Annotated in this window: 18 protein-coding genes and 1 tRNA gene; 11 read left to right on the top strand and 8 right to left on the bottom strand. The window is 69.4% G+C overall.

Going from position 1 to position 24,971, the window contains the following annotated elements; translation table 11 throughout:
- Nucleotides 1-57: 57 nt before the first annotated feature.
- Complete coding sequence (xseA, locus tag C693_RS0104680; RefSeq protein WP_017461097.1) at nt 58-1,428, bottom strand: exodeoxyribonuclease VII large subunit; 1,371 nt, start codon at nt 1,426-1,428, stop codon at nt 58-60.
- A gap of 116 nt (nt 1,429-1,544) precedes the next feature.
- Nucleotides 1,545-3,014 carry a phospholipase D-like domain-containing protein gene (locus tag C693_RS0104675; protein ID WP_017461096.1) on the bottom strand — a complete coding sequence of 490 codons (1,470 nt, stop codon included), beginning with the start codon at nt 3,012-3,014 and terminating at the stop codon, nt 1,545-1,547.
- Nucleotides 3,015-3,066: 52 nt separating this feature from the next.
- Between C693_RS0104675 and C693_RS0104670 the strand changes: the two genes are divergently transcribed.
- The 3 genes from C693_RS0104670 (at nt 3,067) to C693_RS0104660 (ending at nt 7,035) form a co-directional block, all read left to right on the top strand.
- Nucleotides 3,067-5,013: an acetyl-CoA hydrolase/transferase C-terminal domain-containing protein gene (locus C693_RS0104670; protein ID WP_026107184.1), complete on the top strand. Its 1,947-nt coding sequence runs from the start codon at nt 3,067-3,069 to the stop codon at nt 5,011-5,013.
- 83 nt (nt 5,014-5,096) lie between these two features.
- Nucleotides 5,097-6,356: a flavodoxin-dependent (E)-4-hydroxy-3-methylbut-2-enyl-diphosphate synthase gene (ispG, locus tag C693_RS0104665; RefSeq protein WP_017461094.1), complete on the top strand. Its 1,260-nt coding sequence runs from the start codon at nt 5,097-5,099 to the stop codon at nt 6,354-6,356.
- Nucleotides 6,357-6,360: 4 nt separating this feature from the next.
- Complete coding sequence (locus C693_RS0104660) at nt 6,361-7,035, top strand: class I SAM-dependent methyltransferase (protein ID WP_017461093.1); 675 nt, start codon at nt 6,361-6,363, stop codon at nt 7,033-7,035.
- On the opposite strand, the gene aat is transcribed toward C693_RS0104660, so the two are convergent.
- The 4 genes from aat to trxB all read right to left on the bottom strand — a co-directional run bounded on the left by aat (nt 7,013) and on the right by trxB (nt 11,257).
- On the bottom strand, nt 7,013-7,762 hold the full coding sequence (gene aat / locus C693_RS21090) for a leucyl/phenylalanyl-tRNA--protein transferase (protein WP_017461092.1): 750 nt from the start codon (nt 7,760-7,762) through the stop codon (nt 7,013-7,015). The two genes, C693_RS0104660 and aat, sit on opposite strands and share 23 nt — an antisense overlap.
- Nucleotides 7,759-8,931 (bottom strand): GNAT family N-acetyltransferase, encoded by a 1,173-nt coding sequence (locus C693_RS0104650; protein WP_017461091.1) that lies wholly within the window; start codon nt 8,929-8,931, stop codon nt 7,759-7,761. Before C693_RS0104650 ends, aat begins: the two co-directional genes overlap by 4 nt.
- Nucleotides 8,928-10,208: a DUF2254 domain-containing protein gene (locus C693_RS0104645; RefSeq protein WP_017461090.1), complete on the bottom strand. Its 1,281-nt coding sequence runs from the start codon at nt 10,206-10,208 to the stop codon at nt 8,928-8,930. Before C693_RS0104645 ends, C693_RS0104650 begins: the two co-directional genes overlap by 4 nt.
- A gap of 83 nt (nt 10,209-10,291) precedes the next feature.
- Nucleotides 10,292-11,257 carry a thioredoxin-disulfide reductase gene (gene trxB / locus C693_RS0104640; RefSeq protein WP_017461089.1) on the bottom strand — a complete coding sequence of 322 codons (966 nt, stop codon included), beginning with the start codon at nt 11,255-11,257 and terminating at the stop codon, nt 10,292-10,294.
- 217 nt (nt 11,258-11,474) lie between these two features.
- On the opposite strand from trxB, the gene ald reads away from it, so the two are divergent.
- The 4 genes from ald (at nt 11,475) to C693_RS0104620 (ending at nt 16,610) form a co-directional block, all read left to right on the top strand.
- Nucleotides 11,475-12,530 (top strand): alanine dehydrogenase, encoded by a 1,056-nt coding sequence (gene ald / locus C693_RS0104635; protein WP_017461088.1) that lies wholly within the window; start codon nt 11,475-11,477, stop codon nt 12,528-12,530.
- A 229-nt stretch (nt 12,531-12,759) separates the two neighbouring features.
- Nucleotides 12,760-15,090, top strand: coding sequence for a DNA translocase FtsK (locus tag C693_RS0104630; RefSeq protein ID WP_017461087.1), 2,331 nt, complete (start codon nt 12,760-12,762; stop codon nt 15,088-15,090).
- A 157-nt stretch (nt 15,091-15,247) separates the two neighbouring features.
- On the top strand, nt 15,248-15,910 hold the full coding sequence (gene lolA, locus C693_RS0104625) for an outer membrane lipoprotein chaperone LolA (protein WP_017461086.1): 663 nt from the start codon (nt 15,248-15,250) through the stop codon (nt 15,908-15,910).
- Nucleotides 15,911-15,920: 10 nt separating this feature from the next.
- On the top strand, nt 15,921-16,610 hold the full coding sequence (locus C693_RS0104620; protein WP_017461085.1) for a YoaK family protein: 690 nt from the start codon (nt 15,921-15,923) through the stop codon (nt 16,608-16,610).
- Between the two features lie 4 nt (nt 16,611-16,614).
- Here C693_RS0104620 and C693_RS0104615 read toward each other — a convergent pair whose 3' ends face one another.
- Entirely contained in the window at nt 16,615-19,659 is a 3,045-nt protein-coding gene (locus C693_RS0104615) for a ligand-binding sensor domain-containing diguanylate cyclase (RefSeq protein WP_026107182.1), read from the bottom strand.
- A gap of 211 nt (nt 19,660-19,870) precedes the next feature.
- On the opposite strand from C693_RS0104615, the gene C693_RS0104610 reads away from it, so the two are divergent.
- Entirely contained in the window at nt 19,871-21,226 is a 1,356-nt protein-coding gene (locus C693_RS0104610; protein WP_017461083.1) for a replication-associated recombination protein A, read from the top strand.
- 5 nt (nt 21,227-21,231) lie between these two features.
- Here C693_RS0104610 and C693_RS22530 read toward each other — a convergent pair whose 3' ends face one another.
- Nucleotides 21,232-21,969, bottom strand: coding sequence for a DUF3047 domain-containing protein (locus tag C693_RS22530; RefSeq protein WP_017461082.1), 738 nt, complete (start codon nt 21,967-21,969; stop codon nt 21,232-21,234).
- Between the two features lie 157 nt (nt 21,970-22,126).
- On the opposite strand from C693_RS22530, the gene serS reads away from it, so the two are divergent.
- From serS to C693_RS0104590, 3 genes are all read left to right on the top strand, one after another.
- Nucleotides 22,127-23,407: a serine--tRNA ligase gene (gene serS / locus C693_RS0104600; protein ID WP_017461081.1), complete on the top strand. Its 1,281-nt coding sequence runs from the start codon at nt 22,127-22,129 to the stop codon at nt 23,405-23,407.
- The gene (locus tag C693_RS0104595; protein WP_017461080.1) at nt 23,404-23,781 is read left to right on the top strand and encodes a hypothetical protein; all 378 of its coding nucleotides are present in this window, start codon (nt 23,404-23,406) and stop codon (nt 23,779-23,781) included. Before serS ends, C693_RS0104595 begins: the two co-directional genes overlap by 4 nt.
- Before the next feature lie 111 nt (nt 23,782-23,892).
- Nucleotides 23,893-23,982 (top strand) — tRNA-Ser (locus C693_RS0104590).
- Nucleotides 23,983-24,971: the final 989 nt, after the last annotated feature.

The raw sequence follows: 24,971 nt of genomic DNA, 5'->3' as shown, positions 1-24,971 counted from the left end.
GGTGGGGGAAGCCGACAGTGTCGTGCGTCCGGCGTGGTGCGGACGTGGATGCGCCGGTCAGTCGCCGGCGCGGGCGGCCAGTTCGCCCTCCGCCAGCCGGATGCGCAGCGCATCGCCGGGCTCGACCTGGGCCGGCGAGCGCAGCACCTTGCCGCGGGCGTCGAAGGCGATGGCGTAGCCGCGTTCCAGCGTGGCCAGCGGACTGACCGCATGCAGCGCGCGGGCGACCTGGGCGAGAGTGAGCCGCTTGCGCTCGAGCATGCGGGCAATGGCGCGGCGCAGACGCGGGTCGAGCTCGTCGAGCCTGCGGTGGAGCAGGGCGAGGCGGTGGCGTGGATGCTGCGCCAGCAGCCGGGCGAGCAGTTGTTCCAGCCGGCGTTCGCGGCGCGTGCTGCCGGCGCTCAGCGCCGCGTGCAGGCGGCGGTGCAGGTTCGTCAGCCGATCGCGGTCGCGGGCCAGTCGCGCCTGCGGCCGCTGCGCCTGCAGGCGCGCGAACAGCTGGTCGACGCGCTGGTCGAGGGTCTGCAGCTTGCGCCGTTCGACAGTGACCAGGCGCTGCTCGAGCAGGCGCAGCTGCCGCGCCATCTGGGCCGCGTCGGGCACCAGCAGTTCGGCCGCGGCCGAGGGCGTGGGGGCACGCAGGTCGGCGACGAAGTCGGCGATGCTGAAGTCGACCTCGTGGCCCACCGCGCTGACCACCGGCACCGCGCTGGCATGCACGGCGCGGGCGACGGCCTCGTCGTTGAACGCCCAGAGGTCTTCCAGCGAACCGCCGCCGCGGGTCAGCAGCAGGGCGTCGTAGCGGCCGCTGGCGGACGCCTTGCGCAGCATCGCCTCGATTGCCGGCGGTGCTTCCTTGCCCTGCACCGGCACCGGCAGCACGTCGACCTCGACCAGCGGCCAGCGCCGGCTGAGCACGCTCAGCACGTCGCGGATCGCCGCACCGGTGGCCGAGGTGATCACGCCGAGCCGGCGGATGTAGCGGGGCAGCGGCCGTTTGCGCGCGGCGTCGAACAGGCCCTCGGCATCGAGCCTGGCCTTGAGCTGGTCGAACGCGCGACGCAGCGCGCCTTCGCCGGAGGGCTCCATCGCCTCGGCGACCAGCTGGAACTCGCCGCGCGGCTCGTACAGGCCCACCTTCGCCCGCACCAGCACCTGCATGCCGTCCATCGGCTTGAAGGTAAGCCGGCTGCTTTTCATCTTGAACATGGCGCAGCGCACCTGGGCGCCGGCGTCCTTGAGCGTGAAGTACAGGTGCCCGGACGCGGGGCGGGCGACGTTGGACAGCTCGCCCTCGATCCACACCATCGGCAGCGCGTCTTCCAGCAGCCCGCGGACCAGCCGGTTCAGCGTGCTGGGGGTGAGGATGCGGCGCGGGGCGCCGGCGTCGGGTGCCGGGCCTCCGGGGAAGGGATCGAACGTGGACATGAGCGGCGCAGGTTAGCACGAAGGTTACGCAGGACATGTGCTTGCAGCCGGTCATGCATGCCAGTCCTCAGGCATGCGATGTAACTTCATGAATAAAGTCGTAAAAATGACGATTTCTAGTCGTCGATTTCCGACGCGCCCCGGTCCAGATGCGCCCGGCGGCTGCGCCAGGCCCGCACGCCGAGGTTCAGTGCGAACCAGGCGGCGAGCAGTGCCAGCGGCCAGGCCAGCATGGCCGGCCACAGAGCTCCGACGACGGCCAGCAGCGCCAGCACCGCGGTACCGGTGAGCAACGGGCCGGTATCCGTATCGCCGAGCACGCGACGGTCGGTCAGCACGGCGCCGACCGAGTTGGCCAGCCGCAGGGCGCTGGCGGCGGCCCGCCCGGAGCTGCCGCGTCCGCCGCGCGGCGGACGGGACGGTCGCGTGCGCGGCGGCGCCTCGTCGCTCGGCTGTACCCGTTCACCGCGACGACGGGGCCGCGGCGCGAGGACGATCTCGGTGGCATTGGCCAGGTCCTTCTCGTACTGCCCGGCGAGCTGGGCGGCGAACTCCTCGTCCTCCACCGCGACGTCGATCTCGCGGTTGCCCAGCCAACTGGCCATGTTGAGGTTGGACGAGCCGACACGCGCCCACTGGCCGTCGGCGACCGCGGTCTTGGCATGGATCATCGAGCCGTTCCACTCGAACACCCGCACGCCGGCCTTGAGCAGCGGCCGGTAACCGGAGCGTGACAAGCCGGCGACCACCGGAATGTCGCTGCTGCCCGGCACCAGCAGGCGCACGTCCACGCCGTCGCGGGCGGCGGCGGCGAGCGCCTGCACGTAGGGCGCCACGCCGACGAAGTAGGCGTCGGTCAGCCACAGTGTGCGGCGGGCCATCGCAGCGATCTGCTGGTCCAGCCGGTACAGCCCGGCGGTGGACGGCTCGGTGGCGATCACCCGCAGCGCTACCCGGCCTACGGCCTCGCTCGACACCGGCGACCAGGCGGGCAGGGTGCCCCCGGTGCCGGACCAGCTGCGGGTGAAGGCCGCCTCCACCTCGGCTACTGCCGGTCCGCGCAGCGATACGCCGGTGTCGCGCCAGGGCGCCACGCCGCGGGCGGCATCGCCCAGCCATTTTTCGCTGATGCATACGCCGGACAGGAAGCCCAGCTCGCCATCGACCACCAGCACCTTGCGGTGGTCGCGGCTGACCCAGCCGAACGGCTTGCCCAGCTGGGGCGGGTTGTACGTGCGCACCTGGCCGCCGGCCTCGCGCAGGGGTTTCCAGAACGCCGGCCCGGACTGGTTGAGGCATCCCATCCAGTCGTACAGCACGGCGACGAACACGCCCGAGAGCGCCCGTTCGACCAGCGCATCGCGGAACGCCCGGCCGATCGCGTCGTCGCGGATGATGTAGTTCTCCAGCAGCACCCGCGAACGCGCCTGGCGGATCGCCGCCAGCCAGCGCTGGTAGTGCACCGCGGCGTCGATCAGCAGCTCCACGGCATTGCCTGCCACCAGCGGCGCACCGGCTGCTCGGCTCAATGCCTGTGCGGCCAGCAGACGGTCGGGGCGGGTGGTTTCGAACGGGGAGGAGGCCATGCCGGCAGTCTAGGGCATGCTCCGCAATTCGGGCTTCTGGCATGATCCGGCCATGCCTCTCCAGCAACGCTTCACGGACACTTCCGCCTGTGCCCAGGTGATTGCCGACCGGCTCGGTCCCGACCTGCGCGTCGCGGCGCCGCTGGGTCTGGGCAAGCCGCACGGCCTGCTCAATGCGCTCTACGCCCTGATCAAGGCGCAGCCGGCGCGTTCGCTCACCCTCTATACCGCGTTGTCGCTGACCCGCCCGCGGCCCAGGCCCGGACTGGAGGCGCGCTTCCTCGAACCGTTCCTGGCGCGCCATTTCGGTGAGGACTGCGTCGACCCCGAATACGCGCTGGACCAGGCGCGCGACGCGCTGCCTGCGAACGTGGCAGTGCACGAGTTCTACATGCAGTCGGGCGTCATGCTGCATTCGGGCAGCGCCCAGCGCAGCTACATCAGCCAGAACTACACCCACGTGGCGCGCGACCTCGCCGTGCAGGACATCAACCTGCTGGTGCAACTGGTGGCGCGTCGCGAGACGCCCGACGGCGTGCGCTACAGCCTGTCGTGCAATCCCGATCTCACGCTGGATTTCCTCGAGCGCGCGGTAGCTTCAGGCAAGCCGCGGCCACTGTGCGTGGCGGTGGTCCATCCGGACCTGCCGTACCTGTCCGGGCATGCCGAGGTGCCGCAGGACTACTTCGACATCGAACTGGCGCCGCGGCACGCCGCGCCGCTTTTCGCACTGCCGCGACAGCCGGTGTCGGTGGCCGAGTATGCGTTGGGGCTGCATGCCAGCGCGCTGGTCAGGGACGGTGGCTGCCTGCAGATCGGCATCGGCGCGCTGTCCGATGCGCTGGTGCAATCGCTGCTGCTGCGCCAGCGTCACAACCTGGCCTGGCGCGCCGCGCTGGAGGCGCTGGATACCGGCTACGTCAGCCATACGCTGGCGCTGCAGATCGGTGGCATGGAGCCGCTCCGGCAGGGACTGTACGGCGCCAGCGAGATGGTGATGGATGGCTTCATGCACCTGCAGCGTGGCGGCATTCTCAAGCGCCGTTCGTGGGACAACCTGGCACTGGAGCGGGCCGCGGTAGCTGGCCGGCTGCCGGACGACGCGCCGGGTGGGCATTACCTGCGCGGCGCGTTCTTCCTTGGTTCGCGGGAGCTCTACCGCTGGCTCGACGAGACCGAGGCAGCCGATCCCGATGCGATCGACATGTGCCGGGTCTCCAACGTCAACCAGCTGTACGGCGACCACCAGGTGCTAGCCGCACTGCAGCGACGCGGCGCGCGCTTCTTCAACACCTGCATGATGGCCACGCTCACCGGGGCGGCCGTGTCCGATGGGCTGGAGGACGGCCACGTGGTCAGCGGCGTGGGCGGTCAGTACAACTTCGTGGCGATGGCGCACGAGCTGGCGGACGGGCGCTCGATCCTGCTGCTGCGCTCCACCCGCGACGGCCCGCACGGAGTCGAGACCAACATCCGCTTCAACTACGGCAACACCACGATTCCGCGGCACCTTCGCGACCTGTTCGTCACCGAGTACGGGGTGGCCGACCTGCGCGGCAAGACCGACGAAGAGTGCATCGAGGCGATGCTTTCGGTGTGCGATGCCCGTTTCGTCGACGCGCTGGCCGCCGAGGCCAAGGCCCACGGGAAGCTGCGCGCGGACTTCGCGATTCCCGACGCCTGGCGGAGTCATCGACCCGAGGCGCTGGCCGAGGCGCTGGCACCGCTCAAAGCCAGGGGACTGGCGCCGACCTTTCCGTTCGGCAGCGACTTCACCGAGGTGGAGCAGCGCCTGTTGCCGGCGCTGGGTTGGCTGCAGCGGGGCAGCCGGACCTGGCGCGGGCGGCTGGCCATCGCGCGCGCCTGGCTGCAGCCGGGAGCGGCCGTCGATGGCGAAGTCGAGGCCCTGGCGCGAATGGGCTTCGGGCAGGCGGCAACGCTGTCCGATCGTGTTCAGCGTCGCCTGCTGCAGGCCGCGTTGCGACAAGCCACGCGCTGATCCTGCTGGGGTGCGCGCGGGCGCATCGGGTATCCTTGCAGGCTTCCGCCGCGCCCTCGCGGCCACGTGTCCAAGCCCTCCCCATGAGCGAATCTTTCCAGCCCGCCCCGCGTCCCGCCGAAGCCGAACCGCGCCGCCCCAGCGTCGGCGTGCAGATCGGCAAGGTCACCGTCGGTGGCGGCGCGCCGATCGTCGTGCAGTCGATGACCAACACCGACACCGAGGATGCGGCCAGCACCGCCAAGCAGATCGCCGAGCTGGCCCGCGCCGGCTCGGAACTGGTGCGCATCACGGTCAACACGCCGGCGGCCGCTGCGGCGGTGCCGCGCATCGTCGAGCGGCTGCAGATGATGGGCGTCGATGTGCCGATCATCGGTGACTTCCACTACAACGGCCACCAGTTGCTGGAAGCCGAGCCGGCCTGCGCCGAGCTGCTGGCGAAGTACCGCATCAACCCCGGCAACGTCGGTTTCGGCAAGAAGAAGGACGCGCAGTTCGGCGCGATCATCGAGAAGGCCATCGAGTACGGCAAGCCGGTGCGCATCGGTGCCAACTGGGGCTCGCTGGACCAGGCCATGGTCGCCATGCTGATGGACGAGAACGCGAAGCGCGCGCAGCCGTGGGACGCTGCCCACGTGGCGCGCGAGGCGCTGATCCGCTCGGCGCTGGACTCGGCCGCCAAGGCCGAGGAAATCGGCCTGCCGCGCGAGCGCATCATCCTGTCGGCCAAGGTCTCCGGCGTGCAGGAGCTGATCGCGGTGTACCGCGACCTCGCCGCGCGCGGCAACTACGCGCTGCACCTGGGCCTGACCGAGGCCGGCATGGGTTCGAAGGGCATCACCGCCTCGGCTGCGGCGCTCGCCGTGCTGTTGCAGGAAGGCATCGGCGACACCATCCGCATCTCGCTCACACCGGAGCCCGGCGGCGCGCGCACCGGCGAGGTGATCGTGGCGCAGGAGCTGCTGCAGACCATGGGCCTGCGCGCGTTCACGCCGCTGGTCACCGCCTGTCCGGGCTGCGGCCGCACCACCAGCGAGTTCTTCCAGGAACTGGCCAAGACCGTGCAGGCCCACGTGCGCGAGCAGATGCCGCTGTGGCGGGTGAAGTACGACGGCGTGGAGAACCTCACCCTGGCGGTGATGGGCTGCGTGGTGAACGGGCCGGGCGAATCCAAGCACGCCAATCTCGGCATCTCCCTGCCGGGCAACGGCGAGGCGCCGGCGGCACCGGTGTTCATCGACGGCGAGAAGGCAATGACGCTGCGCGGCGACAACATCGCCAGCGAGTTCATCGGCATCCTCGACGACTACGTCGAAACCCACTACGCCAGCCGCGAGGCCTGAGCGGATGAGGGACGCGGAGGAGGCGATCCTGCGCGTCTGGCACGACAGCGCCGCGCCGTGGTCGCGGGCGGTCCGCGAGGGGCGCATCGCCAGCCGGCGCCGGGTCACCGACGCGGCCGTGCTGGCCGCGATCCATGCCCGTGCGCCCCGCAGCGTGATCGACCTGGGCTGTGGCGAGGGCTGGCTGAGTCGCGCGCTGGCCGGGCAGGGCATCGACGTACTCGGTGTCGACATGGTGCCAGCGCTGGTCGACGCCGCAAGCACGGCCGGGGCCGGGCGCTATCGCGTGATGGACTATGCGGCGGTCGCGGCCGGCGGACTGGGCGAGCGGGCCGACCTGGTGGTCTGCAATTTCTCGCTGCTTGGCGATGCTTCGGTGGACGCACTGCTGCGCGGCATGCCGGCCCTGCTGGCGCCGGGCGGTGCGCTGGTGATCCAGACCCTGCACCCGTGGAGCGCCGGCGGAGAGGCCCCGTATCGCGACGGCTGGCGCGAGGGCTCGTGGGCCGGCTGCGGCGAGGGCTTCGGCGCGGCGGCGCCGTGGTACTTCCGCACCTTGGCCGGCTGGCAGCGAAGCTTCCGCCTGGCGGGCCTGGCGCTCTGCGAAGTGGCCGAACCGCTGGATCCGGAGACCGGACGACCGGCCTCGATCCTGTTCACCCTGCAGGTGCCGGGCTGAGCTGTGCCAGCTCGGTCGCCGTCAATGGACTGACGTCAAGCCACGCCGCAGGATCCATCCGCTGCAGCACGAGCGGGCGCAGCGCTGTGATGAACTCCGCCCGCGGCATTTCCTCCGCACCCAGGCCGAGCAGGTGCGGGTTGCTGACCTGGGCATCCAGCAGCGGGCATCCCCATGCGTGCAGCAGTCGCGCCAGTGCCAGCAGCGCGACCTTGGAGCCGCCGCTCTCGCGGCTGAACATCGATTCCCCGCTGAACAGGCGTCCCGAGGCCACGCCGTAGATCCCGCCGACCAGACGGTTGCCGTCCCATACCTCCACGCTGTGCGCGTCGCCGCGGGCGTGCAGCGTCGCGTAGGCCTGGATCATCTCTTCGCTGATCCAGGTGCCGGGTTGTCCGTCGCGAGGTGCCGCGCAGCACCGCATCACGCCGGCGAAATCCCGGTCGACGGTGACACGCCAGCCGCAGCGCAGGAGCAGGCGGCGCAACGACCGGTTCGGCTGGCGCAGGCGCTCGGTGCGGAACACGCAGCGCGGGTCGGGTGACCACCACAGGATCGGTTCGCCCTCGTTGAACCAGGGAAAGACACCCTGTGCATAGGCCGCACGCAGGCGCTCCGGCGAGAGGTCGCCGCCGAACGCGAGCAGGCCCGGCGGATCGGCCAGCGCCTGCGACGGGTCGGGGAAGCGTTGCGGTGGCCAATGGTCGAGCAGCGGCAGGCGGATCATGCGCCGGGCTCCGGGGCGCGATCGCGGGCGTAGGGGCTGTGTGCGTGCAGTTCCTCCGCGTAGGCCCGCACCGAGGCGGTCTCGTGCACCAGTGCGTCGTGCACCGCGCGACGGAACTGCGGATGTGCCAGGTAATGGCGCGAGTGGGTGAAGGTCGGCAGGAAGCCGCGCGCCAGCTTGTGCTCGCCCTGGGCGCCGGGTTCGAAGCAGGTCAGGCCCCGCGCGATCGCGTGTTCGATGCCCTGGTAGTAGCAGAGCTCGAAATGGAGGCCCGGTACGTCCACCGCGCTGCCCCAATAGCGGCCGTAGAGCGTGCTCTGGCTCTGGATCAGCAAGGCCATGGCAACGATCCGCTCCGCGTCGTACGCCAGTGCGAGCTGCACCGCGTCGCCGAGAGTCTGGCCCAGCGCAAGGAAGAAGGCGCGGGTCAGCGCGGCGTGGTTGCCCTTGGCATCGAACGTGGCCTCGTACAGCGCGTGGACGTGCCGCCACTCGTCCGGCGACAGGCCAGCGCCGCTGCGGCGCTCGATGCGCAGGCCGCTGCGCGCCACCTGGGCGCGCTCCTGGCGGATGTTCTTGCGCTTCTTGTGGTTGAGCGAGGCGAGGAAGGCATCGAAGTCGGCGTAGCCGTGGTTGTGCCAGTGGAACTGCACGTCGGTGCGTGCCAGCCATACCTCATCGAAGGCAGGCAGGTCGTCCTCGGTGAGGAAGTTCGCGTGCAACGATGACAGCCCCAACCGGTCGACCTCGCCGCGCATCGCGGTGACCAGCGCCCGCCGCAGCGTCGGCGACCGTGCATCGCGTCCGGCCAGCAGCCGTGACCCGGATACCGGGGAGTAGGGCACCGCATTGAGCAGCTTGGGGTAGTACTCGCCGCCGGCCCGTTCCCACGCGCTGGCCCAGCTCCAGTCGAACACGAACTCCCCGTGCGAGTTGCCTTTCAGATACAGCGGCGCGACGGCGACCAGCCGATCGCCGTCATAAAGTCCCAGATGATGCGGCGCCCAGCCCCAGTCCTCGCGGATGCAGCCGGTGCGCTCCAGGGCGTGCAGGAAAGCATGCGAGAGGAAGGGACTGCCGTCCGGTCGCAGTGCGTCCCAGTCCGCGGCCGGAATCTCGTCGATCCGCGCATGGAATCGCGCTTGCAGCGCAGTGGCCGGTCCGCTCATGTCGCGTTTCGCCAGGCGGCGAGTTCGTGCAGCCGGTCCCGGTCTTCTTCCAGCGCGAGTTTCGCGTCGGCGAGCTGCAGTGCGCGCGAGGCCTGGGCACGCGCGGCATCGCGCAGGGCCGGGTTGCCCAGTGCGGCCAGCGTTGCCAGCGACTTGTGCAGGCGGATGGCGACTTCCAGCATGCCGGCGCTGTCGCGCGCCAGCGGCGTGAAGACGTCTTCGAGAAGCTCACGCGGATCGAGTGCGCGCAGTCTCACCCGCGGGTGGCGCGGTGCGGGCCGCGGCCGATGGCCGTCGCCGGCGGCGTGCCGCGCGGCTGACGCCCAGTCGCACAGCAGGCGGGTCACGGTGCCGAGCACGTCGATCGCGGTGCCCGGATCGTTCACCGCCGGCGAGAGCGCCCGCTGCGCGACCTCGGTCAGCACTACCAGACCAAAGCGCGGGTCCTGTTCGAAATCGCGCTGGTCGGTGATCACGAAGGCATCGAGAAACTGCTCGTGCACGCCGGGTTCCGGCCGCGGAGACAGGCGCGCGAGCGGCGCTTCGGGCGTGGCGAAGTGGCCGGCCACGGCCTCCACCCACACCGTCAGACCATGCTCATCGGCCAGAGATTGCAGCGTTGCCAGGTCGACGTGGGCGACGTAACCGACCTGTCCGCCGTGCAGCACGAAGGCGTCCGCGGGAGGCGGCTCCCAGTCGGCGGCGGACAGGTGGGGCGCTGCGGCGCGTTCGAGCAGCGCGTGCCGCGCGGCACGCTCGACGCGGTCGATGGTCTCGGCCACCCGGCCCAGCTTCGAGAGCTGCTCGATCCAGCGCAGCAGGGTTACCACGATGACCACGATCATCACGATCGTCACGCCGAACAGCACCACCCGGCCGCTGTCGCCGTAGATGCCGGTGCTGAGCGCGATCAGGCCGACCACGCTGAACAGGAACACGCCGATGAAGGTGGCCAGCGCACGCTGGGCGATGGAGTCTTCCACCAGCAGGATCGCGGCGCGCGGCGTGGCGCTGCTGCCGGCCGTGCTGTAGGCGGCCACCATGGTGGACAGCGAGAAGGTGGTCACCGCCAGCATGCTGGAGGCGAGGATGCCGAGGATGTTGCCCACCGCCGAGGCGCCGATGCGGGCCGCTACGCCTTCCGGCAACCATGGGCGCAGGACAGTACCGAGCAGGGCGGTGGCGACGCCGACCAGCGCGTAGAGCGCAGCACGGAACCAGAGCCGGCGGGTCATCCGCAGCAGCACCAGTCGCAGGCGGGCGCTCAGGGCCGGCATGGGCACTCCTCGAGAAAGCGGGTCAGGCGGCGACCACGATACCGGTCTGGCGTCGACCGGTCGTCATCGCCGCCATCGATGCATCAACCGGCAACGGCCTGCTGCTCGAGCCAGCGCTCGGCGTCCAGCGCGGCCATGCAGCCGAAGCCGGCCGAAGTGATGGCCTGGCGGTAGACATGGTCGGCCACGTCGCCGGCGGCGAACACGCCCGGCACCGAGGTCATCGTGGCCATGCCGTTCTGGCCGCTGTGGGTCTTGATGTAACCGTCGTGCATGTCCAGCTGGCCCTGGAAAATGCCGGTGTTCGGGGTGTGGCCGATCGCCACGAAGAAGCCGGTCGCCTCGATGTCGCGGGTGGCACCGCCGTCGACTGCCTTCACCCGCACGCCGGTGACGCCGGAGTCGTCGCCCAGCACCTCGTCGATGGTGTGACTCCACACCAGCTCGATCTTGCCGGTCGCCGCCTTGGCGAACAGCTTGTCCTGCATGATCTTCTCGGCGCGCAGCGTGTCGCGGCGGTGCACCAGATAGACCTTGCGGGCGATGTTGGACAGGTACAGCGCCTCTTCCACGGCAGTGTTGCCGCCGCCGACCACCACCACGTCCTGCTCGCGGAAGAAGAAGCCGTCGCAGGTGGCGCAGGCGGACACGCCCTTGCCCTTGAACTTCTCCTCCGAGGCGATGCCCAGGTACTTGGCAGTGGCGCCGGTGGCGATGATCAGGGCGTCGGCGGTGTATTCGCCGGAGTCGCCCTTGAGGGTGAACGGCCGCTTCGACAGGTCCACCTGGTGGATGTGGTCGAACACCATCTCGGTGTTGAAGCGCTCGGCGTGCTCGGCCATGCGCTGCATCAGCATCGGGCCCTGCAGGCCTTCCACGTCGCCGGGCCAGTTGTCCACCTCGGTGGTGGTCATCAGCTGGCCACCCTGCTGCAGGCCGGTGATCAGGGTCGGCTTGAGGTTCGCGCGGGCGGCATACACGGCAGCGGTGTAGCCGGCGGGGCCGGAGCCGAGGATCAGCAGGCGGCTGTGCTTGGGGGTTTCGGACATGTGATAATCCCTAGGTTTGCTGAACGGCTTTGATCGCTTTCGGCACGGTGGCCAGCGTCGTCAGAAGCTACCGGCACGGGAGGTGGCGGCAGGTTCCCTCAGGTCCGCAAGGATGGGGAACCGGGCAGCCCGATTCAAGCGTCATGCAGATGGCTTTCCCAACCCACGCCGGCGCTGCTTGGCGCCGACGCCACGAACTCCACAGGACTGCTTCCCCATGCGTATCGGTATCCCTTCCGAAACCAAGACCCTCGAAGGTCGCGTCGCCCTGGTCCCCGCTGCTGCCGCCGACCTGGTGCGCCGCGGCCACGAGGTTTTCATCCAGGCGGGTGCCGGCGAGAAGAGCGGCTTCTCCGATGAGGCTTACACCAGCCAGGGCGTCACGGTGGTTCCCGACGCGGCCGCGCTCTACGAGAAGGGCGAGCTGATCGTCAAGGTGAAGGAGCCGATCGCCGGTGACCTGGCCCTGCTGAAGAAGCACCACCTGCTGTTCTGCTACCTGCACCTGGCCGCGGAGCCGGAGCTGACCAAGAGCCTGCTCGACATCGGCCTGACCGGCGTGGCGTTCGAGTCGGTGGAAGAGAACGGCGGCCTGCCGCTGCTGCTGCCGATGTCGGTGATCGCCGGCCGCATCGCCACCCAGATCGGCACCACGCTGCTGCATCGCCCGCAGGGCGGCAAGGGCAAGCTGCTGGGCGGCATGGCTTCGACCTCGCGCGGCAAGGTGGTCGTGCTCGGCGGCGGTGCCGCAGGCAAGGCCGCTGCCTCGCTGGCCGCGGCCGCCGGCGCCCGCGTGGTGGTGTTCGACAAGCGCCAGGATCGCCTGGCCGAGATGATGGAGCTGGGTGCGAACGTCACCTCGCTGTATGCCTACGAATCCTCGGTGGCCGAGGAAGTGCGTGACGCCGACCTGGTGGTCGGTGCCGTGCTGATTCCCAGCGCCAAGGCGCCGCGCGTGGTCACCGAAGACATGGTCAAGACCATGGAGAAGGGCAGCGTGCTGGTCGACATCTCGATCGACCAGGGCGGCTGCTTCGAGACCTCGCGCCCGACCACCTGGAAGGAGCCGACCTACGACGTGCACGGCGTCACCCACTTCTGCGTGACCAACATGCCGGGTGCGGTGCCGCAGACCTCGTCGCTGGCGATCTCGGCGGCGATCCTGCCGTACGTGCAGCGCCTGGCGGCCGGCAACGAGTGGCGCGAGTTCGCGCCGCTGAAGGCCGGCATCAACGTCGACGGCGGCAAGCTGGTGCATCCGGCGCTGCAGTAAGCCCTCCGGCAGCGCCCGCCATCGGGCGCTGCGCAGCACCCCCGTAGGAGCCCGCTCGCGGGCGATGCATTTGCCTGGATGTCGATCCAAAGCGCAGAGCATCGCCCGCGAGCGGGCTCCTACGTTTGGTTCGCGTGTTCCCCGGCACGGTTGTGCTCCCGTACGTTCCTCCAGACGCAGCCGGCTGTGTAGACTTGGGCGAATGCCTCATCCCAGGAAGTCCTCACCGGTGGCGCGTAGCGCGAACGTCAAGAAAGCCAAGAATCCCCCGCCGGCCCTCAGTGACGAACTCAAGCGTCGTCTGCGCGAGGCCGGTGCCCTGTTGCTGCTGCCACTGGCGCTGTACCTGCTGGTCTGCCTGTTCAGTTACAACGAGCAGGACCCGAGCTGGGGGCATGTCGGCACGCTCGAGCATGCGCGCAACTTCGGCGGCGCCATCGGCGCCAACATCGCCAATCTGCTGCGCTACATCTTCGGCCTCGTGTCGTACGCGTTTCCGCTGCTGCTGTTGATACTCGGCGTGCAGGTGCTCCGTCACCGCGGCGAGCGCAACGTGCATCCGTGGGAGCCGTCGTTGCGGCTGATCGGCTTCGTGTTCTTCTTCATCACCCTGCCGGCGCTGTTCGCGATCAATGCCAACCGGCCGGATACGGTGATGCCGCAGGGTGTGGGCGGCATCACCGGCCAGTGGCTGGGCAACGCGCTGCTCGGCGCGCTCGGCTCCACCGGTGCGCCGCTGCTGCTGCTGGCACTGTTCCTGGTGGCGGTGACACTGGCCACCGGCTTGTCCTGGTTTCGACTGATGGACTGGACCGGCCAGGCGACCTTGCGCGTGGCCGGCTGGCTCGGCGGCAAGATGCGCAAGGCGCCGGAGGTGATGGCCGCGCGCCAGGCCCGCGTCGAGCGCGAGGTGGTGAAGAAGTCCGAGGCGGTCAAGCAGGCCAGGCGCGAGCCGGTGCGCATCGAGGCGCCGCCGACCCCGGTGGCCAAGAGTGACCGCGCCCGCCAGGAAACCCAGATCCCGCTGTTCGTCGGCGCCGCCCAGCCGGGCGAGCTGCCGCCGCTGTCGCTGCTCGACGAAGCGCCGCCGCAGGGGCCGGGCTATTCGGAAGAGACGCTCGAGGTGCTCTCGCGCCAGGTGGAGCTCAAGCTGAAGGACTTCCGCATCGAGGCCAAGGTGGTCGGCGTCTATCCGGGGCCGGTGATCACCCGCTTCGAGCTGGAGCCGGCCGCCGGCGTGCGCGGCTCGCAGGTGTCCAGCCTGGACAAGGACATCGCCCGCGGCCTGTCGGTGGTCAGCGTGCGCGTGGTCGACGTGATCCCCGGCAAGAACGTGATCGGCCTGGAGATCCCCAACGCCAAGAAGCAGATCGTCTACCTGTCCGAGATCCTGCGCTCGGACAAGTACGACGCGATGAAGTCGCCGCTCACCCTGGCGCTGGGCAAGGACATCGGCGGTCGTCCCACCGTCGCCGACCTGGCCAAGATGCCGCACCTGCTGGTGGCCGGTACCACCGGTTCGGGCAAGTCCGTCGCGGTCAACGCGATGGTGCTCAGCCTGCTGTACAAGGCCAGCCCGAAAGACGTGCGGATGATCATGATCGACCCGAAGATGCTGGAGCTCAGCGTCTACGAGGGCATCCCGCACCTGCTGGCCCCGGTGGTGACCGACATGAAGGAGGCGGCCAACGCACTGCGCTGGTGCGTCGCCGAGATGGAGCGCCGCTACAAGCTGATGGCCGCGGTCGGCGTGCGCAACCTCGCCGGCTTCAACAAGAAGGTGACCGAGGCCGACAAGGCCGGCCAGCCGCTGCTGGACCCGCTGTTCCGGCCGAACCCGGAGATGCCCAACCTGGCGGCCGAGCCGCTGGAGCCGCTGCCGTACATCGTCGTGATCATCGACGAGTTCGCCGACATGATGATGATCGTCGGCAAGAAGGTGGAGGAGCTGATCGCCCGCCTGGCGCAGAAGGCCCGCGCGGCCGGCGTGCACCTGGTGCTGGCCACGCAGCGCCCGTCGGTGGACGTGATCACCGGCCTGATCAAGGCCAACATCCCGACCCGCATCGCGTTCCAGGTGTCGAGCAAGATCGACTCGCGCACGATCCTGGACCAGTCCGGTGCCGAGGCGCTGCTCGGCCACGGCGACATGCTCTACCTCCCGCCCGGCACGGCTGCGCCGGAGCGCGTGCATGGCGCCTTCGTCGACGACCACGAGGTGCACCAGGTGGTGGCCTGGCTCAAATCGCAGGGCGAGCCGCAGTACGTCGAGGGCGTGCTGGAGGAGGTGCAGGCCACCGCCGACGGCAAGTTCATCAACGAGTCCGGCCTGCCGCAGGACGGGGAGGAGGGCGGCGACGCCGACACCCAGCTGTACGACAAGGCGGTGGCCATCGTCACGCAGACCCGGCGCGCCTCGATCTCCGGCGTGCAGCGCCACCTGCGCATCGGCTACAACCGGGCCGCGCGCCTGATCGAGCAGATGGAAGCCGACGGCGTGGTCAGCGCGCCGCAGCACAACGGCAACCGCGAGGTGCTGGCGCCACCACCCCCGAAGTAACCCGCCCTTGGTAGGAGCCCGCTCGCGGGCGATGCTCTGGCCTTTTGCTTCATTGGCAGATCGGGAGCAGGAGCATCGCCCGCGAGCGGGCTCCTACAATCGCGATTAAGCTCCCGCTCCGCACACTTTCACGTACCGCCCCCACGCCCAGGTTCCCATGAAGCGTTTCGTCTCCCTCTTCTTCGCCATCCTGGCCCTGTCGCTGGCCGGCTTCGCCCACGCGGCGACCGACACGGCGCGCGCCCGGCTCGACGCCTTCGCGCACGACCTGCACTCGCTCACCGGCCGCTTCACCCAGACCCTGACCGATCCCAACGGCCGCGACGGCAAGACCAGCTCCGGCACCCTGGCGCTGGAGGCGCCGCGGCAGTTCCGCTGGGACACGCTGGCGCCCTACAAGCAGACCATCGTCGCCGACGGCAGCCGCGTGTGGCTGTACGACCCGGAGCTGGAGCAGGTTACCGTGCGCACCCAGAGCAGCGCCGAGTCGCACAGTCCGCTGACCGTGCTCACCAACGTCAAGCGGATGGACCAGGAGTTCACCGTGACCGAGGAGGGCGCGCATGACGGACTGCTGTGGCTGCGCCTCACCTCGAAGGCGAAGGACCCTCAGTTCGACCATGCGGAGCTCGGCTTCGGCGAAGATGGCCTGGACGAAATGGTGTTCCGCGACCAGCTCGGCGCCACCACGCAGATCCGGTTCTCCGACTGGAAGCGCAATGCGAACATCCCGGACAGCACCTTCAACTTCACCCCGCCGCCGGGCGCCGACGTGATCGGCGACGCGCCGGTGCTCACCACCCAGCCGATCAAGGACTGAAGCTCCCATCATGCTGCGACAGCTGCCGCGTTGGGCCTGGATCGGCGGCGGACTGCTGGCGCTGGTCGCCGGCTGCATCAATTCGGTCGGCTACCTGTGCTTCCGCCACCAGCCGATCACCCACCTGACCGGCACCAGCACCGAGCTGGGCCTCGCCGTGGCCCACCTTGACCTGGGCGAGATCGCGCACTGGGGACTGGCGATCCTGTCGTTCCTGGGTGGCGCCGTGGCCAGCGGTTTCATCGTGCAGCAGCGCACGTTGCAGTTGGGCCGCCGCTACGGCGCCGTGCTGATGATGGAGTCGCTGCTGCTGTTCGCGGCCACTCCGTTGATCGCCGCGCATCACGACCTGGGGATCTACCTCGCCTCTGCCGCCTGCGGGTTGCAGAACGCCATGGTCAGCACCTACAGCGGTGCCACGTTCCGCACCACCCATGTCTCGGGCATCTTCACCGACCTGGGTATCTATCTCGGCCAGCGCCTTCGCGGACTCGAGGTGGACACGCTGCGCATCCACGTCTGCGTGCTGGTGGCCAGTCATTTCATCGTCGGCGCGGTACTCGGGACGCTTGGCTTTGCGCGCATGGGCGAGCGCGTGCTGTTGATTCCGGCGACGCTCACCGGCGTGGTCGGGCTCGGTTATGCGGTCTACCGGCATTACGCGATGATGCGCGACGATTCCCCCAGCCGGCCGAACTGACCACTCAGTCCCCGGCCAGCACCACGCAGTTGCGGCCGCGACGCTTTGCTTCGTAGAGCGCTGCGTCGGCGCGTGAAAGCCATTGCTCCATGCTCTCCTGGCGATGGATGGCGGCCACGCCGATGCTGGTGGTGACCCGGATGCTGCGCCCTTCGTGACGGACCTCGGTGCGGGCAAGCGCCTCGCGGATGCGCCCGGTGGCCCGCATCGCTTCGGTCGCCGTGCAGTCGGGCAGGCAGATCACCAGCTCCTCGCCGCCGTAACGGCCCACCAGGTCGCCCGGGCGGCAGTGGCTGAGGATGATGTCGGTGATCGCGCGGATCACCGCATCCCCGGCGAGGTGGCCGTAGCCGTCGTTGATTTCCTTGAAGCGGTCCAGGTCGAGCACTGCGAGGCATGCCTGGCCTTCGGCGGAGAGTGCGCGTACGCCTTCGGCCAGGGCCAGGAAGCGGCGGCGGTTGTAGACCCCGGTCAGCTCGTCGGTACCGGCCAGCTTGTCCAGCCGCGCGTTGGCTTCCTGCAGGTCACGGGTGCGCTCGTCGATCTGCTGCTGCAGCCGCTTGGCCTGCCGCCGCAGATAGATCGTGCGCAGGTGGACCAGCGCGAACACCGCGGCGATGCCGGCCAATATGACCAGGGTGCGCAGCCAGACCGTCTCGTACCAGCGTGGCTGCACCACGACCCGCAGGTCGGACTCCACCGTGGTCGGGAACATGCCCCGCGTGGTGGCGCGCAAGCGAAGCGAGTACTGGCCGTGCGGCAGGTTGGTGTAGACGGCATTGGGGGATGAGCCGACCGGGATGTCGGTCCATCCGTCGTCGAAGCCTTCCATGCGGTAGCTGTAGCGCGTTTCCAGCGGGGCACGGTAATCCAGCACGGCGAAGCTCAGCTGCAGTCCGCGATGGCCATCGTCGATGGTCAGGGTGTCGCCGGATCGGGGTAGTGCGCCGGGAGGCAGGTCCTTCCCGCCAACCCGGGCCGAGGTGACCGACGGAGGCGGAACCTCGACCGGCTGCTCCTTCTCCGCGTGCCTGCGTACCAGGGTGAGGCCGCCCTGGCCACCGAACAGCAGCGATCCGTCCGGGGCCCGCGCGGTGGCGAGATAGATGTAACTGGGGATGTGCAGCCCGTCGCGTGCGCCCAGGTTGCGTACCTCGCCGGTAGCGACATCGATCATGGCAACGCCGTTGGACAGGCTGGTCCAGAGATGGCCCCGGTCGTCCGGCAGCACCGCATTGACCTTGTCGCTGGACAGCCCCGCGTCGGTGTCGAAGACGCGGAACCGCGGTTGCGCGCCCAGCTGTCCGCCCGGCAGTTCGGCGACGCCGCCGAAAGTGGCCAGCCAGAGGTTGCCATTGGCGTCCTTGGCGATCGAACCGATGTAGTCGTGCGGAAGGCTGCCCTGGTTGCCGGGTTGCTGGCCGATGTTGCGAAAGCCCCGGTCGTCGCTGACCCGGTCCGCCACGCTGATGCCGGCGGTGGTGGCGTACCAGATCTTGCCGTCCACCCGGGCGATGTAGCGCACCGTGTCGCTGGCCAGCGAGCTCGGATCGGCCGGATCGTGGCGGAAGTGTTCCAGCTGGCCGGTGGTCGGGTCGTACCGGTACACGCCGTCGTAGGTGCCCATCAGCAGGACCCCGTCCACATTGGTCACGCTCAGGACCGGGTGCGTGGCCAACGGCGGCAGTACATCGTTGGTGACCTGCAGGGTGTCCGGGTCGATCCTGGCCAGCCCCAGGGTGCCGACCCAGATGGTGCCGTCCGGCGTCTCGGTGAACGCAAGCACGTCGCGGTGGCTCTGCGCGCCGCCCATGATCAGGTGTCGCAGGCTGCCCTGTTTGAGGTCGATGAGGTCGATGTGGCCGTTGCCGAGTCCCAGCCAGATCCGCCCGCGGCTGTCGACCAGCATGCCCTGCACGTTGCTCTCGGACAGACCGAACCGGGCCAGCGGCGAGGGCAGCAGCGAACACACCATCTGCGCCTGGGTGTTGGTGTGGGCCGCGCCGAGATCGGTGGCGACCCACATGTTGCCGGCCCTGTCGAAGAGCAGGTCGCGGATCGAGTCTCCCTGCAGCGAGGAGGCCACCGCCGGATCGTGGGACACCCGGCGTGCCGCCGGTTGTCCGGCCCGGTAGATCAGCACCCCTTCGCCGTCGGTGCCGATCCACTCCTCGCCCGCTGCCGATTGCGCGAAGTGACGCACGGTGGGGAAGTTGCGCCGTTGCGGCGACGGGCTGAAGCCCGGCACCGCGTGCCAGCTGCCGTCACGGTTCCGGTACACCGCGCCGGCCTGGCCGCTGCCGACCCAGAGACGACCGTCCCGGTCCTGGTGCAGAGCCCAGACTTGGTTGTGCAGCACGGCGGAGACGGTCGGATCCGCGGCATCCACCCGCACGAAGGACGAGGCGCCGGCGCGTCGCACGAACAGGCCACGGTCGTTGCCCAGCCACAGGTCGCCCTGGTCGTCCTGCAGCACGCTGAAGTTGCGCGGTGCCGGTTCGCTGCCGATCGGCACCACGGTGATCCTGCCCGATGCCACGTCGAGGTGGTCGATGCCGCGGTCGGTGGCGATCCACACGCCACCGTGACCGTCACTGGCCAGGTCGTAGATCTTCGGATCGGAGATGCCGCCGGGGCCGGTCGGGTAGTTCAGGAACCGGCCGGTCGCGGCCTGGAAGCGGGCCAGGCCGCCGGCGTTGGTGCCGACCAGCATGTCGCCCCCCGGCAAGGCCAGCAGGGTGCGCACATAGGCGTCATGCAGGCGATCCGGCGCGCGGCCGCCATCGAACACCTGCATGCGGAAGCCGTCGTAGCGGACCAGGCCACCCATCGTGCCGATCCACACCAGCCCGCGCGTGTCCTGCGCGAGCGCGGTGGTCACCGAGTGGGGCAGGCCATCGCTGGTGCCGACGCGCTCGAACCATGGAGTGAGGAATGGCGCCCAAGGATCAGGGTCCTGGGCGTGCAATGGCGAAGTCGCCCCGACCCAGAACAGCACCAGCAACAGCCATGACCACCCACGACGGGTGTGCCCCCAACGCGTACTCATGCCCCCGTCAGGCCTCCCGCCCCGGAGGGCACGACGACCTGGGTATCAACCGGGCAGATGGATGGATGCGCGACGATCCGGGCATGGGGCCGGTCCGAGGGAAAAGGGACTCTCTGCCGAATGATACCGGGTGGCCCGATCTTGTGTCGGGTGTCGCCGGTGGCATGCGTCGGGGGACGGGCTGGGCCGGGCCTTGCCTTATCATCGCTGGATGTCGCATTCCCCCCTGACCCCCGACGGCAGCCTGTTTGCCGAGCCCGAAGCGCTCAAGCCGCTGGCCGAGCGCATGCGGCCGCGCAGCCTGGATGAAGTGGTGGGGCAGCCGCGCCTGGTGGGGGCGGGCAAGCCGTTGCGGCGGGCACTGGAGGCGGGGCGGGTCCACTCGATGGTGCTGTGGGGGCCGCCGGGTTGCGGCAAGACCACCCTGGCTTTGCTGGTGGCCCGCTATGCGGATGCGGACTTCCGCGCCATCTCGGCGGTGATGTCCGGCCTGCCCGAGGTGCGCAAGGCGCTGGCCGAGGCGGAGGGCAACTTCGCCCGGGGGCGGCGCACCGTGCTGTTCGTCGACGAGGTGCACCGCTTCAACAAGGCTCAGCAGGATGCCTTCCTGCCGCACATCGAGCGCGGGGTGATCCTGTTCGTCGGCGCAACCACCGAAAATCCCTCGTTCGAGCTGAACTCGGCGCTGCTCTCACGCTGCCGCGTGCACGTGCTTGAGGCGTTGTCTCCGGATGACATCGTGCAGGCGCTGCGACGAGCGCTGGAAGACACCGAACGCGGACTCGGCGGGCAGGAACTGGAGGTTCCCGATGACGCGTTGCGGCTGATCGCCGAGGCGGCCGACGGCGACGTGCGCCGCGCGCTCACCCTGCTGGAGATCGCCGCGGAGCTGGCGGACCACACCGGATCGGAGCCGGGCCGCATCGACCAGGCCACGCTGGAGCAGGTGCTGGCCGACCGCACCCGGCGGTTCGACAAGGGCGGCGAGCAGTTCTACGACCAGATCTCGGCGCTGCACAAATCGGTGCGCTCGTCCGACCCGGATGCCGCGGTGTACTGGCTGTGCCGCATGCTCGACGGCGGCTGCGATCCGCTGTACCTGGCCCGGCGCCTCACCCGGATGGCGGTGGAAGACATCGGCCTGGCCGAGCCGCGCGCCTGGCGCATGGCGCTGGACGCCTGGGATACCTACGAACGGCTGGGCAGCCCGGAGGGCGAGCTGGGCCTGGCCCAACTGGCGATCTGGCTGGCCATCGCGCCGAAGAGCAATGCCGCCTACACCGCCTACAACCAGGCCCGCGCCGTGGTCGCGCAGACCGGCACGCTGGACGTGCCGATGCACCTGCGCAACGCGCCGACCAGGTTGATGAAGGGCCTGGGCTACGGCAAGGGCTACCAGTACGACCACGACGCCGAAGGTGGCATCGCGCTCGACCAGCAACTGCTGCCCGACGCCCTGGTCGGCACCGAGTTCTACCAGCCGGTCGATCGTGGGCTGGAGATCAAGCTGCGCGAAAAGCTCAGTGCGCTGCGCGAGGCACGGCGCAAGGCGCGCGGCGAGGGCTAGCCAGCTCAGCGTGAGGCGTTACCCGCGGCTGGCGTGAACCGCAATGCCTCGAACCAGGCGTTCGCCTGCGAGCGGGTGTTGTCGGTGTCCGCGGCGATGGCGATGCCGGTGATCGCCGGCGGGTCGCGGCCGAAGGCCTTGCGGTAGTCGGCCGCCAGGTCGCGGGTCTCGGCAACCCACTGGCCGGCCTTGGCGTTGCCGCTCTCGATCACGAAGGTGTGCACCGGCGCGTAGAACGGGTTGGGGGCGATGGTGCCGATGGCGTGGTGGTTGTCCCACACGTAGCAGATCGCCACCGCGGGCAGGTTTTCGCCGGTGAGGTGGCGGGCGATCGACAGCGTCATCCGCTGGCCGAAGCTGAGCTGGCGGGTCGGCACGTCGAAGAACACGTAGACCCGCGCGGCGAAGTCGTCGCCCGAACGCCGGGCGAGGTCGCCCTTCGCCACGGTGTGGTCGATCTTCCAGCGCCAGGCCAGCGTGGCGTCGGGCGCGGCGCGGAAGCGGTCGACGATGGCGCCGGCGCTGCGGTCGGCATCGATGTGCACCACGCTGCGACCATCGAGCGTTTCCACCGTCACCGCGGCCGGCGGCTTGTGCCGGGACATGGTGTAGCGCTGCCAGCCGGCGGGCAGGGCTGTGCCGGCCGTTGCGCGGGAGAAATCCAGCGCGCCGGTGTCGGCGAGCGAGGGCAGGGCCAGAGCGAGGAGCAGGGCCGCGAGGGCCGGCCGGAAGCGTCGGTGCATCAGTATTCCACGGTGGTGCGGCGCGCCGGGCGGGCGTCCGTCGGGCGGCGCAGTCTGGCGGACCGGACGTGCAGCCTGTGTTACCGCCGGCCGGCGTTTGCGCGTCCGTGCGGGCGACCGCGATAATTCCACGCCTTGTCCGCCCGAAGGAACCACCATGCTGGACCCCGCCCTGCTGCGCTCGCGCCTGGCTGAAACCGCTGCCCGTCTCCAGGAGACCCGGGGTTACGTGCTGGACGTGTCCGCCGTCGAGGCGCTCGAGAACGAGCGCAAGCGCCTGGCTACCGAGACGCAGGAGCTGCAGAACCTGCGCAACACCCGTTCCAAGGCGATCGGTCAGGCCAAAGCCAAGGGCGAGGACGTGGCGCCGCTGATGGCCGAGGTCGCCGGCATCGGCGACAAACTCAAGGCCAACGAGGCCGCCCTTGCCGAGGTGCAGGCGAAGCTCGCCGACATCGCGCTGGGCATTCCCAACATTCCCGATGCCTCCGTGCCGCTGGGCAAGGACGAGAGCGACAACAAGGAAATACTGCGCTGGGGTACCCCGCGCAGCTTCGACTTCGAGATCAGGGACCACGTCGACCTCGGTGCCCGTCACGGCTGGCTCGATGCCGACGCCGGCGCCAAGCTGTCCGGCGCGCGCTTCACCGTGCTGCGCGGCCAGTTGGCGCACCTGCACCGTGCACTCGCCCAGTTCATGCTCGACCTGCAGACCGGCGAGCACGGCTACCTCGAGTGCAACGTGCCGCTGATCGTCAACGCCGACGCCATGCAGGGCACCGGCCAGCTGCCCAAGTTCGAGGAAGACCTGTTCGCCACGAACGTGGCCGAGACGAAGCGCTACCTCATTCCCACCGCCGAGGTCGCGCTGACCAACCTGGTGCGCGAGTCCATCGTTGAAGCCGCCGAGCTGCCGATGCGCCTCACCGCGCACTCCATGTGCTTCCGCGCCGAGGCCGGCAGCTACGGCCGCGACACCCGCGGGATGATCCGCCAGCACCAGTTCGAGAAGGTCGAGATGGTGCAACTGGCCACGCCCGAACAATCGCATGCGCAGCTGGAGGAGATGGTCGGCCACGCCGAAGCCGTGCTGCAGAAGCTGGGCCTGCCGTATCGCAAGGTACTGCTGTGCACGGGCGACATGGGCTTCACCGCGGTGAAGACCTACGACCTGGAGGTGTGGCTGCCCAGCCAGAACACCTACCGCGAGATCTCCAGCTGCTCGAACTGCGAGGACTTCCAGGCCCGCCGCATGCAGGCGCGCTGGCGCAACCCGGCCACCGGCAAGCCGGAGCTGCTGCACACCCTCAACGGCTCGGGCCTGGCGGTGGGCCGCACCCTCGTCGCGGTGATGGAGAACTACCAGAACGCCGACGGCTCGATCACCGTGCCGGAAGCGCTGCGCCCGTACCTGCGCGGCAAGGACACGCTGGCGTGAACACCCCGTCGCGTCGTTCCTGGGACAAGGTGGAGCTGTTCACCACCTTCAGCCTGCTGATCGTGCTGGCCACCGTGCTGGTCACCCGTCTCAGCTTCGCCGACGTGTGGAAGCTGCCGCCGGTGGACCTGGTGCTCACCTGGATGGCCCTGGCGTTCACCGCGCTGGCATTGTGGCTGGGGCGCACGCGTCGCTGGCTGCGCATCAGCGCTGTTGCCTTTGGCGCCGCCACCCAGCTGGTGCCGATGGTGGTGCGCCAGCCGGTGCTGATCCTGCCGCTGCTCGGCGCGATCGTCCCGGTAGTCATCCTGGCCGTTTCGCTTGCCGTGCTGTCGCGCAAGCGCCCCGAGCCGCGAGTCACGCCACGATCCTGATACCATCACCGCGGCCGCAGCACCTGCGGTCGTGGCACGGGAGCCGGTCTTCAACGCTGGCCCCGGTGCATGCTTCAAGCGGGGAGCGCAATGCAACCCGGACAATCAAACGGAGAGATGGCCGAGCGGTTTAAGGCAGCAGTCTTGAAAACTGCCGTAGGTGAAAGCCTACCGTGGGTTCGAATCCCACTCTCTCCGCCATAACCTATCCCCAGTTGCGTACGAGTTTTTGTCCGCCTTCACCAGGGGCTTGGTGATCGTCTTTCGGGGCACCGGTGCTGACCCTGACATGGCTCAGACGCGCCCCGCAGGGGATGCGCCTACGCGCCTGTCATGACCTCGAAAGGTGCCCGCTCCAAGCTTGGGGAACCGATGTGCAGGTTTCCGATATGCGGATTGAGGCAGTGGTCGATGTGGCTGGTCTGGTAATCGCGCTGCTGCTCGTGGCGTTCGTGCTGGTCTGGCTGGCTGGCTCGACGTTGGGCTTTCTCGCGTAGGCAGTGGCCATTGCGCGGTCGTGGACGAAGTGCCGACGAACAAGTCGGCTCCCCGTCGCCGTGCCGCAGCCTGTCTCACCGGCCTGCAGAACGAAGACTCTGGATGCTGCCTGGCCGGCACGGCCAGGAAGCAAAGTTGGAGTGGATGGCCGGTCGCCGACACGAGGGTGGTTCCGCCTCGTCTCGCGCGAACGTTCCCCGCGCTCCATTTCCCGAACCTCGGGAAACCCCTTGCCTGTGAACTTGTCGCGCCGGTGACGCCGGTGACGCGGAAGCGGTCCTTGCCGTTTGGTCGGGATGTGCGGCGCGGGGCCGATCTGCGGGGGTGGCTGGCGGGATCGGGCCTTCGAGCTCGGCAAGTGCAGTTCGCACTGCGGTTTTGCGGCGGCGGTACCCGAGCGATCGGCGCGGCGGCGAGCAGCGCTGCCGCTGAAGCGACTGAGGCGGTCGCGACGGAGTTTCTCTCGGGGAGCCGAGCTGCTGCTGGCCGGGCAGGCCGGCACGAGTGCGTCGTCCGGGTATCCGGAGCGACTCGACTGGCGTACTGCAAGCCGCTTTTCCGGCGGACGACCGCTGTCATGGCGCTAGGAAAGTTTCCTATCTCAAACAAACGTTTGCCGTGCGTGACGTCATTTTCGCCCGATCCGCCGCCGGGTACACTGTTGCAGTGCATCGTGCCCGCTGTGGGCGCGG

It is taken from the genome of Dyella ginsengisoli LA-4, assembly GCF_000334915.1.
Classification (GTDB): Bacteria; Pseudomonadota; Gammaproteobacteria; order Xanthomonadales; family Rhodanobacteraceae; genus Dyella_A; species Dyella_A ginsengisoli_A.
The sequence above is the reverse complement of the archived record's forward strand: the minus strand, read 5'-3'. Positions and strand labels throughout refer to the sequence as shown.

What these genes read in the sequence shown, in the direction of transcription:
- xseA (WP_017461097.1), bottom strand. Translation starts at nt 1,428, where the DNA reads ATGTCCACGTTCGATCCCTTCCCCGGAGGCCCGGCACCCGACGCCGGC.
- C693_RS0104675 (WP_017461096.1), bottom strand. Translation starts at nt 3,014, where the DNA reads ATGGCCTCCTCCCCGTTCGAAACCACCCGCCCCGACCGTCTGCTGGCC.
- C693_RS0104670 (WP_026107184.1), top strand. Translation starts at nt 3,067, where the DNA reads ATGCCTCTCCAGCAACGCTTCACGGACACTTCCGCCTGTGCCCAGGTG.
- ispG (WP_017461094.1), top strand. Translation starts at nt 5,097, where the DNA reads ATGAGCGAATCTTTCCAGCCCGCCCCGCGTCCCGCCGAAGCCGAACCG.
- C693_RS0104660 (WP_017461093.1), top strand. Translation starts at nt 6,361, where the DNA reads ATGAGGGACGCGGAGGAGGCGATCCTGCGCGTCTGGCACGACAGCGCC.
- aat (WP_017461092.1), bottom strand. Translation starts at nt 7,762, where the DNA reads ATGATCCGCCTGCCGCTGCTCGACCATTGGCCACCGCAACGCTTCCCC.
- C693_RS0104650 (WP_017461091.1), bottom strand. Translation starts at nt 8,931, where the DNA reads ATGAGCGGACCGGCCACTGCGCTGCAAGCGCGATTCCATGCGCGGATC.
- C693_RS0104645 (WP_017461090.1), bottom strand. Translation starts at nt 10,208, where the DNA reads ATGCCGGCCCTGAGCGCCCGCCTGCGACTGGTGCTGCTGCGGATGACC.
- trxB (WP_017461089.1), bottom strand. Translation starts at nt 11,257, where the DNA reads ATGTCCGAAACCCCCAAGCACAGCCGCCTGCTGATCCTCGGCTCCGGC.
- ald (WP_017461088.1), top strand. Translation starts at nt 11,475, where the DNA reads ATGCGTATCGGTATCCCTTCCGAAACCAAGACCCTCGAAGGTCGCGTC.
- lolA (WP_017461086.1), top strand. Translation starts at nt 15,248, where the DNA reads ATGAAGCGTTTCGTCTCCCTCTTCTTCGCCATCCTGGCCCTGTCGCTG.
- C693_RS0104620 (WP_017461085.1), top strand. Translation starts at nt 15,921, where the DNA reads ATGCTGCGACAGCTGCCGCGTTGGGCCTGGATCGGCGGCGGACTGCTG.
- C693_RS0104615 (WP_026107182.1), bottom strand. Translation starts at nt 19,659, where the DNA reads ATGAGTACGCGTTGGGGGCACACCCGTCGTGGGTGGTCATGGCTGTTG.
- C693_RS0104610 (WP_017461083.1), top strand. Translation starts at nt 19,871, where the DNA reads ATGTCGCATTCCCCCCTGACCCCCGACGGCAGCCTGTTTGCCGAGCCC.
- C693_RS22530 (WP_017461082.1), bottom strand. Translation starts at nt 21,969, where the DNA reads ATGCACCGACGCTTCCGGCCGGCCCTCGCGGCCCTGCTCCTCGCTCTG.
- serS (WP_017461081.1), top strand. Translation starts at nt 22,127, where the DNA reads ATGCTGGACCCCGCCCTGCTGCGCTCGCGCCTGGCTGAAACCGCTGCC.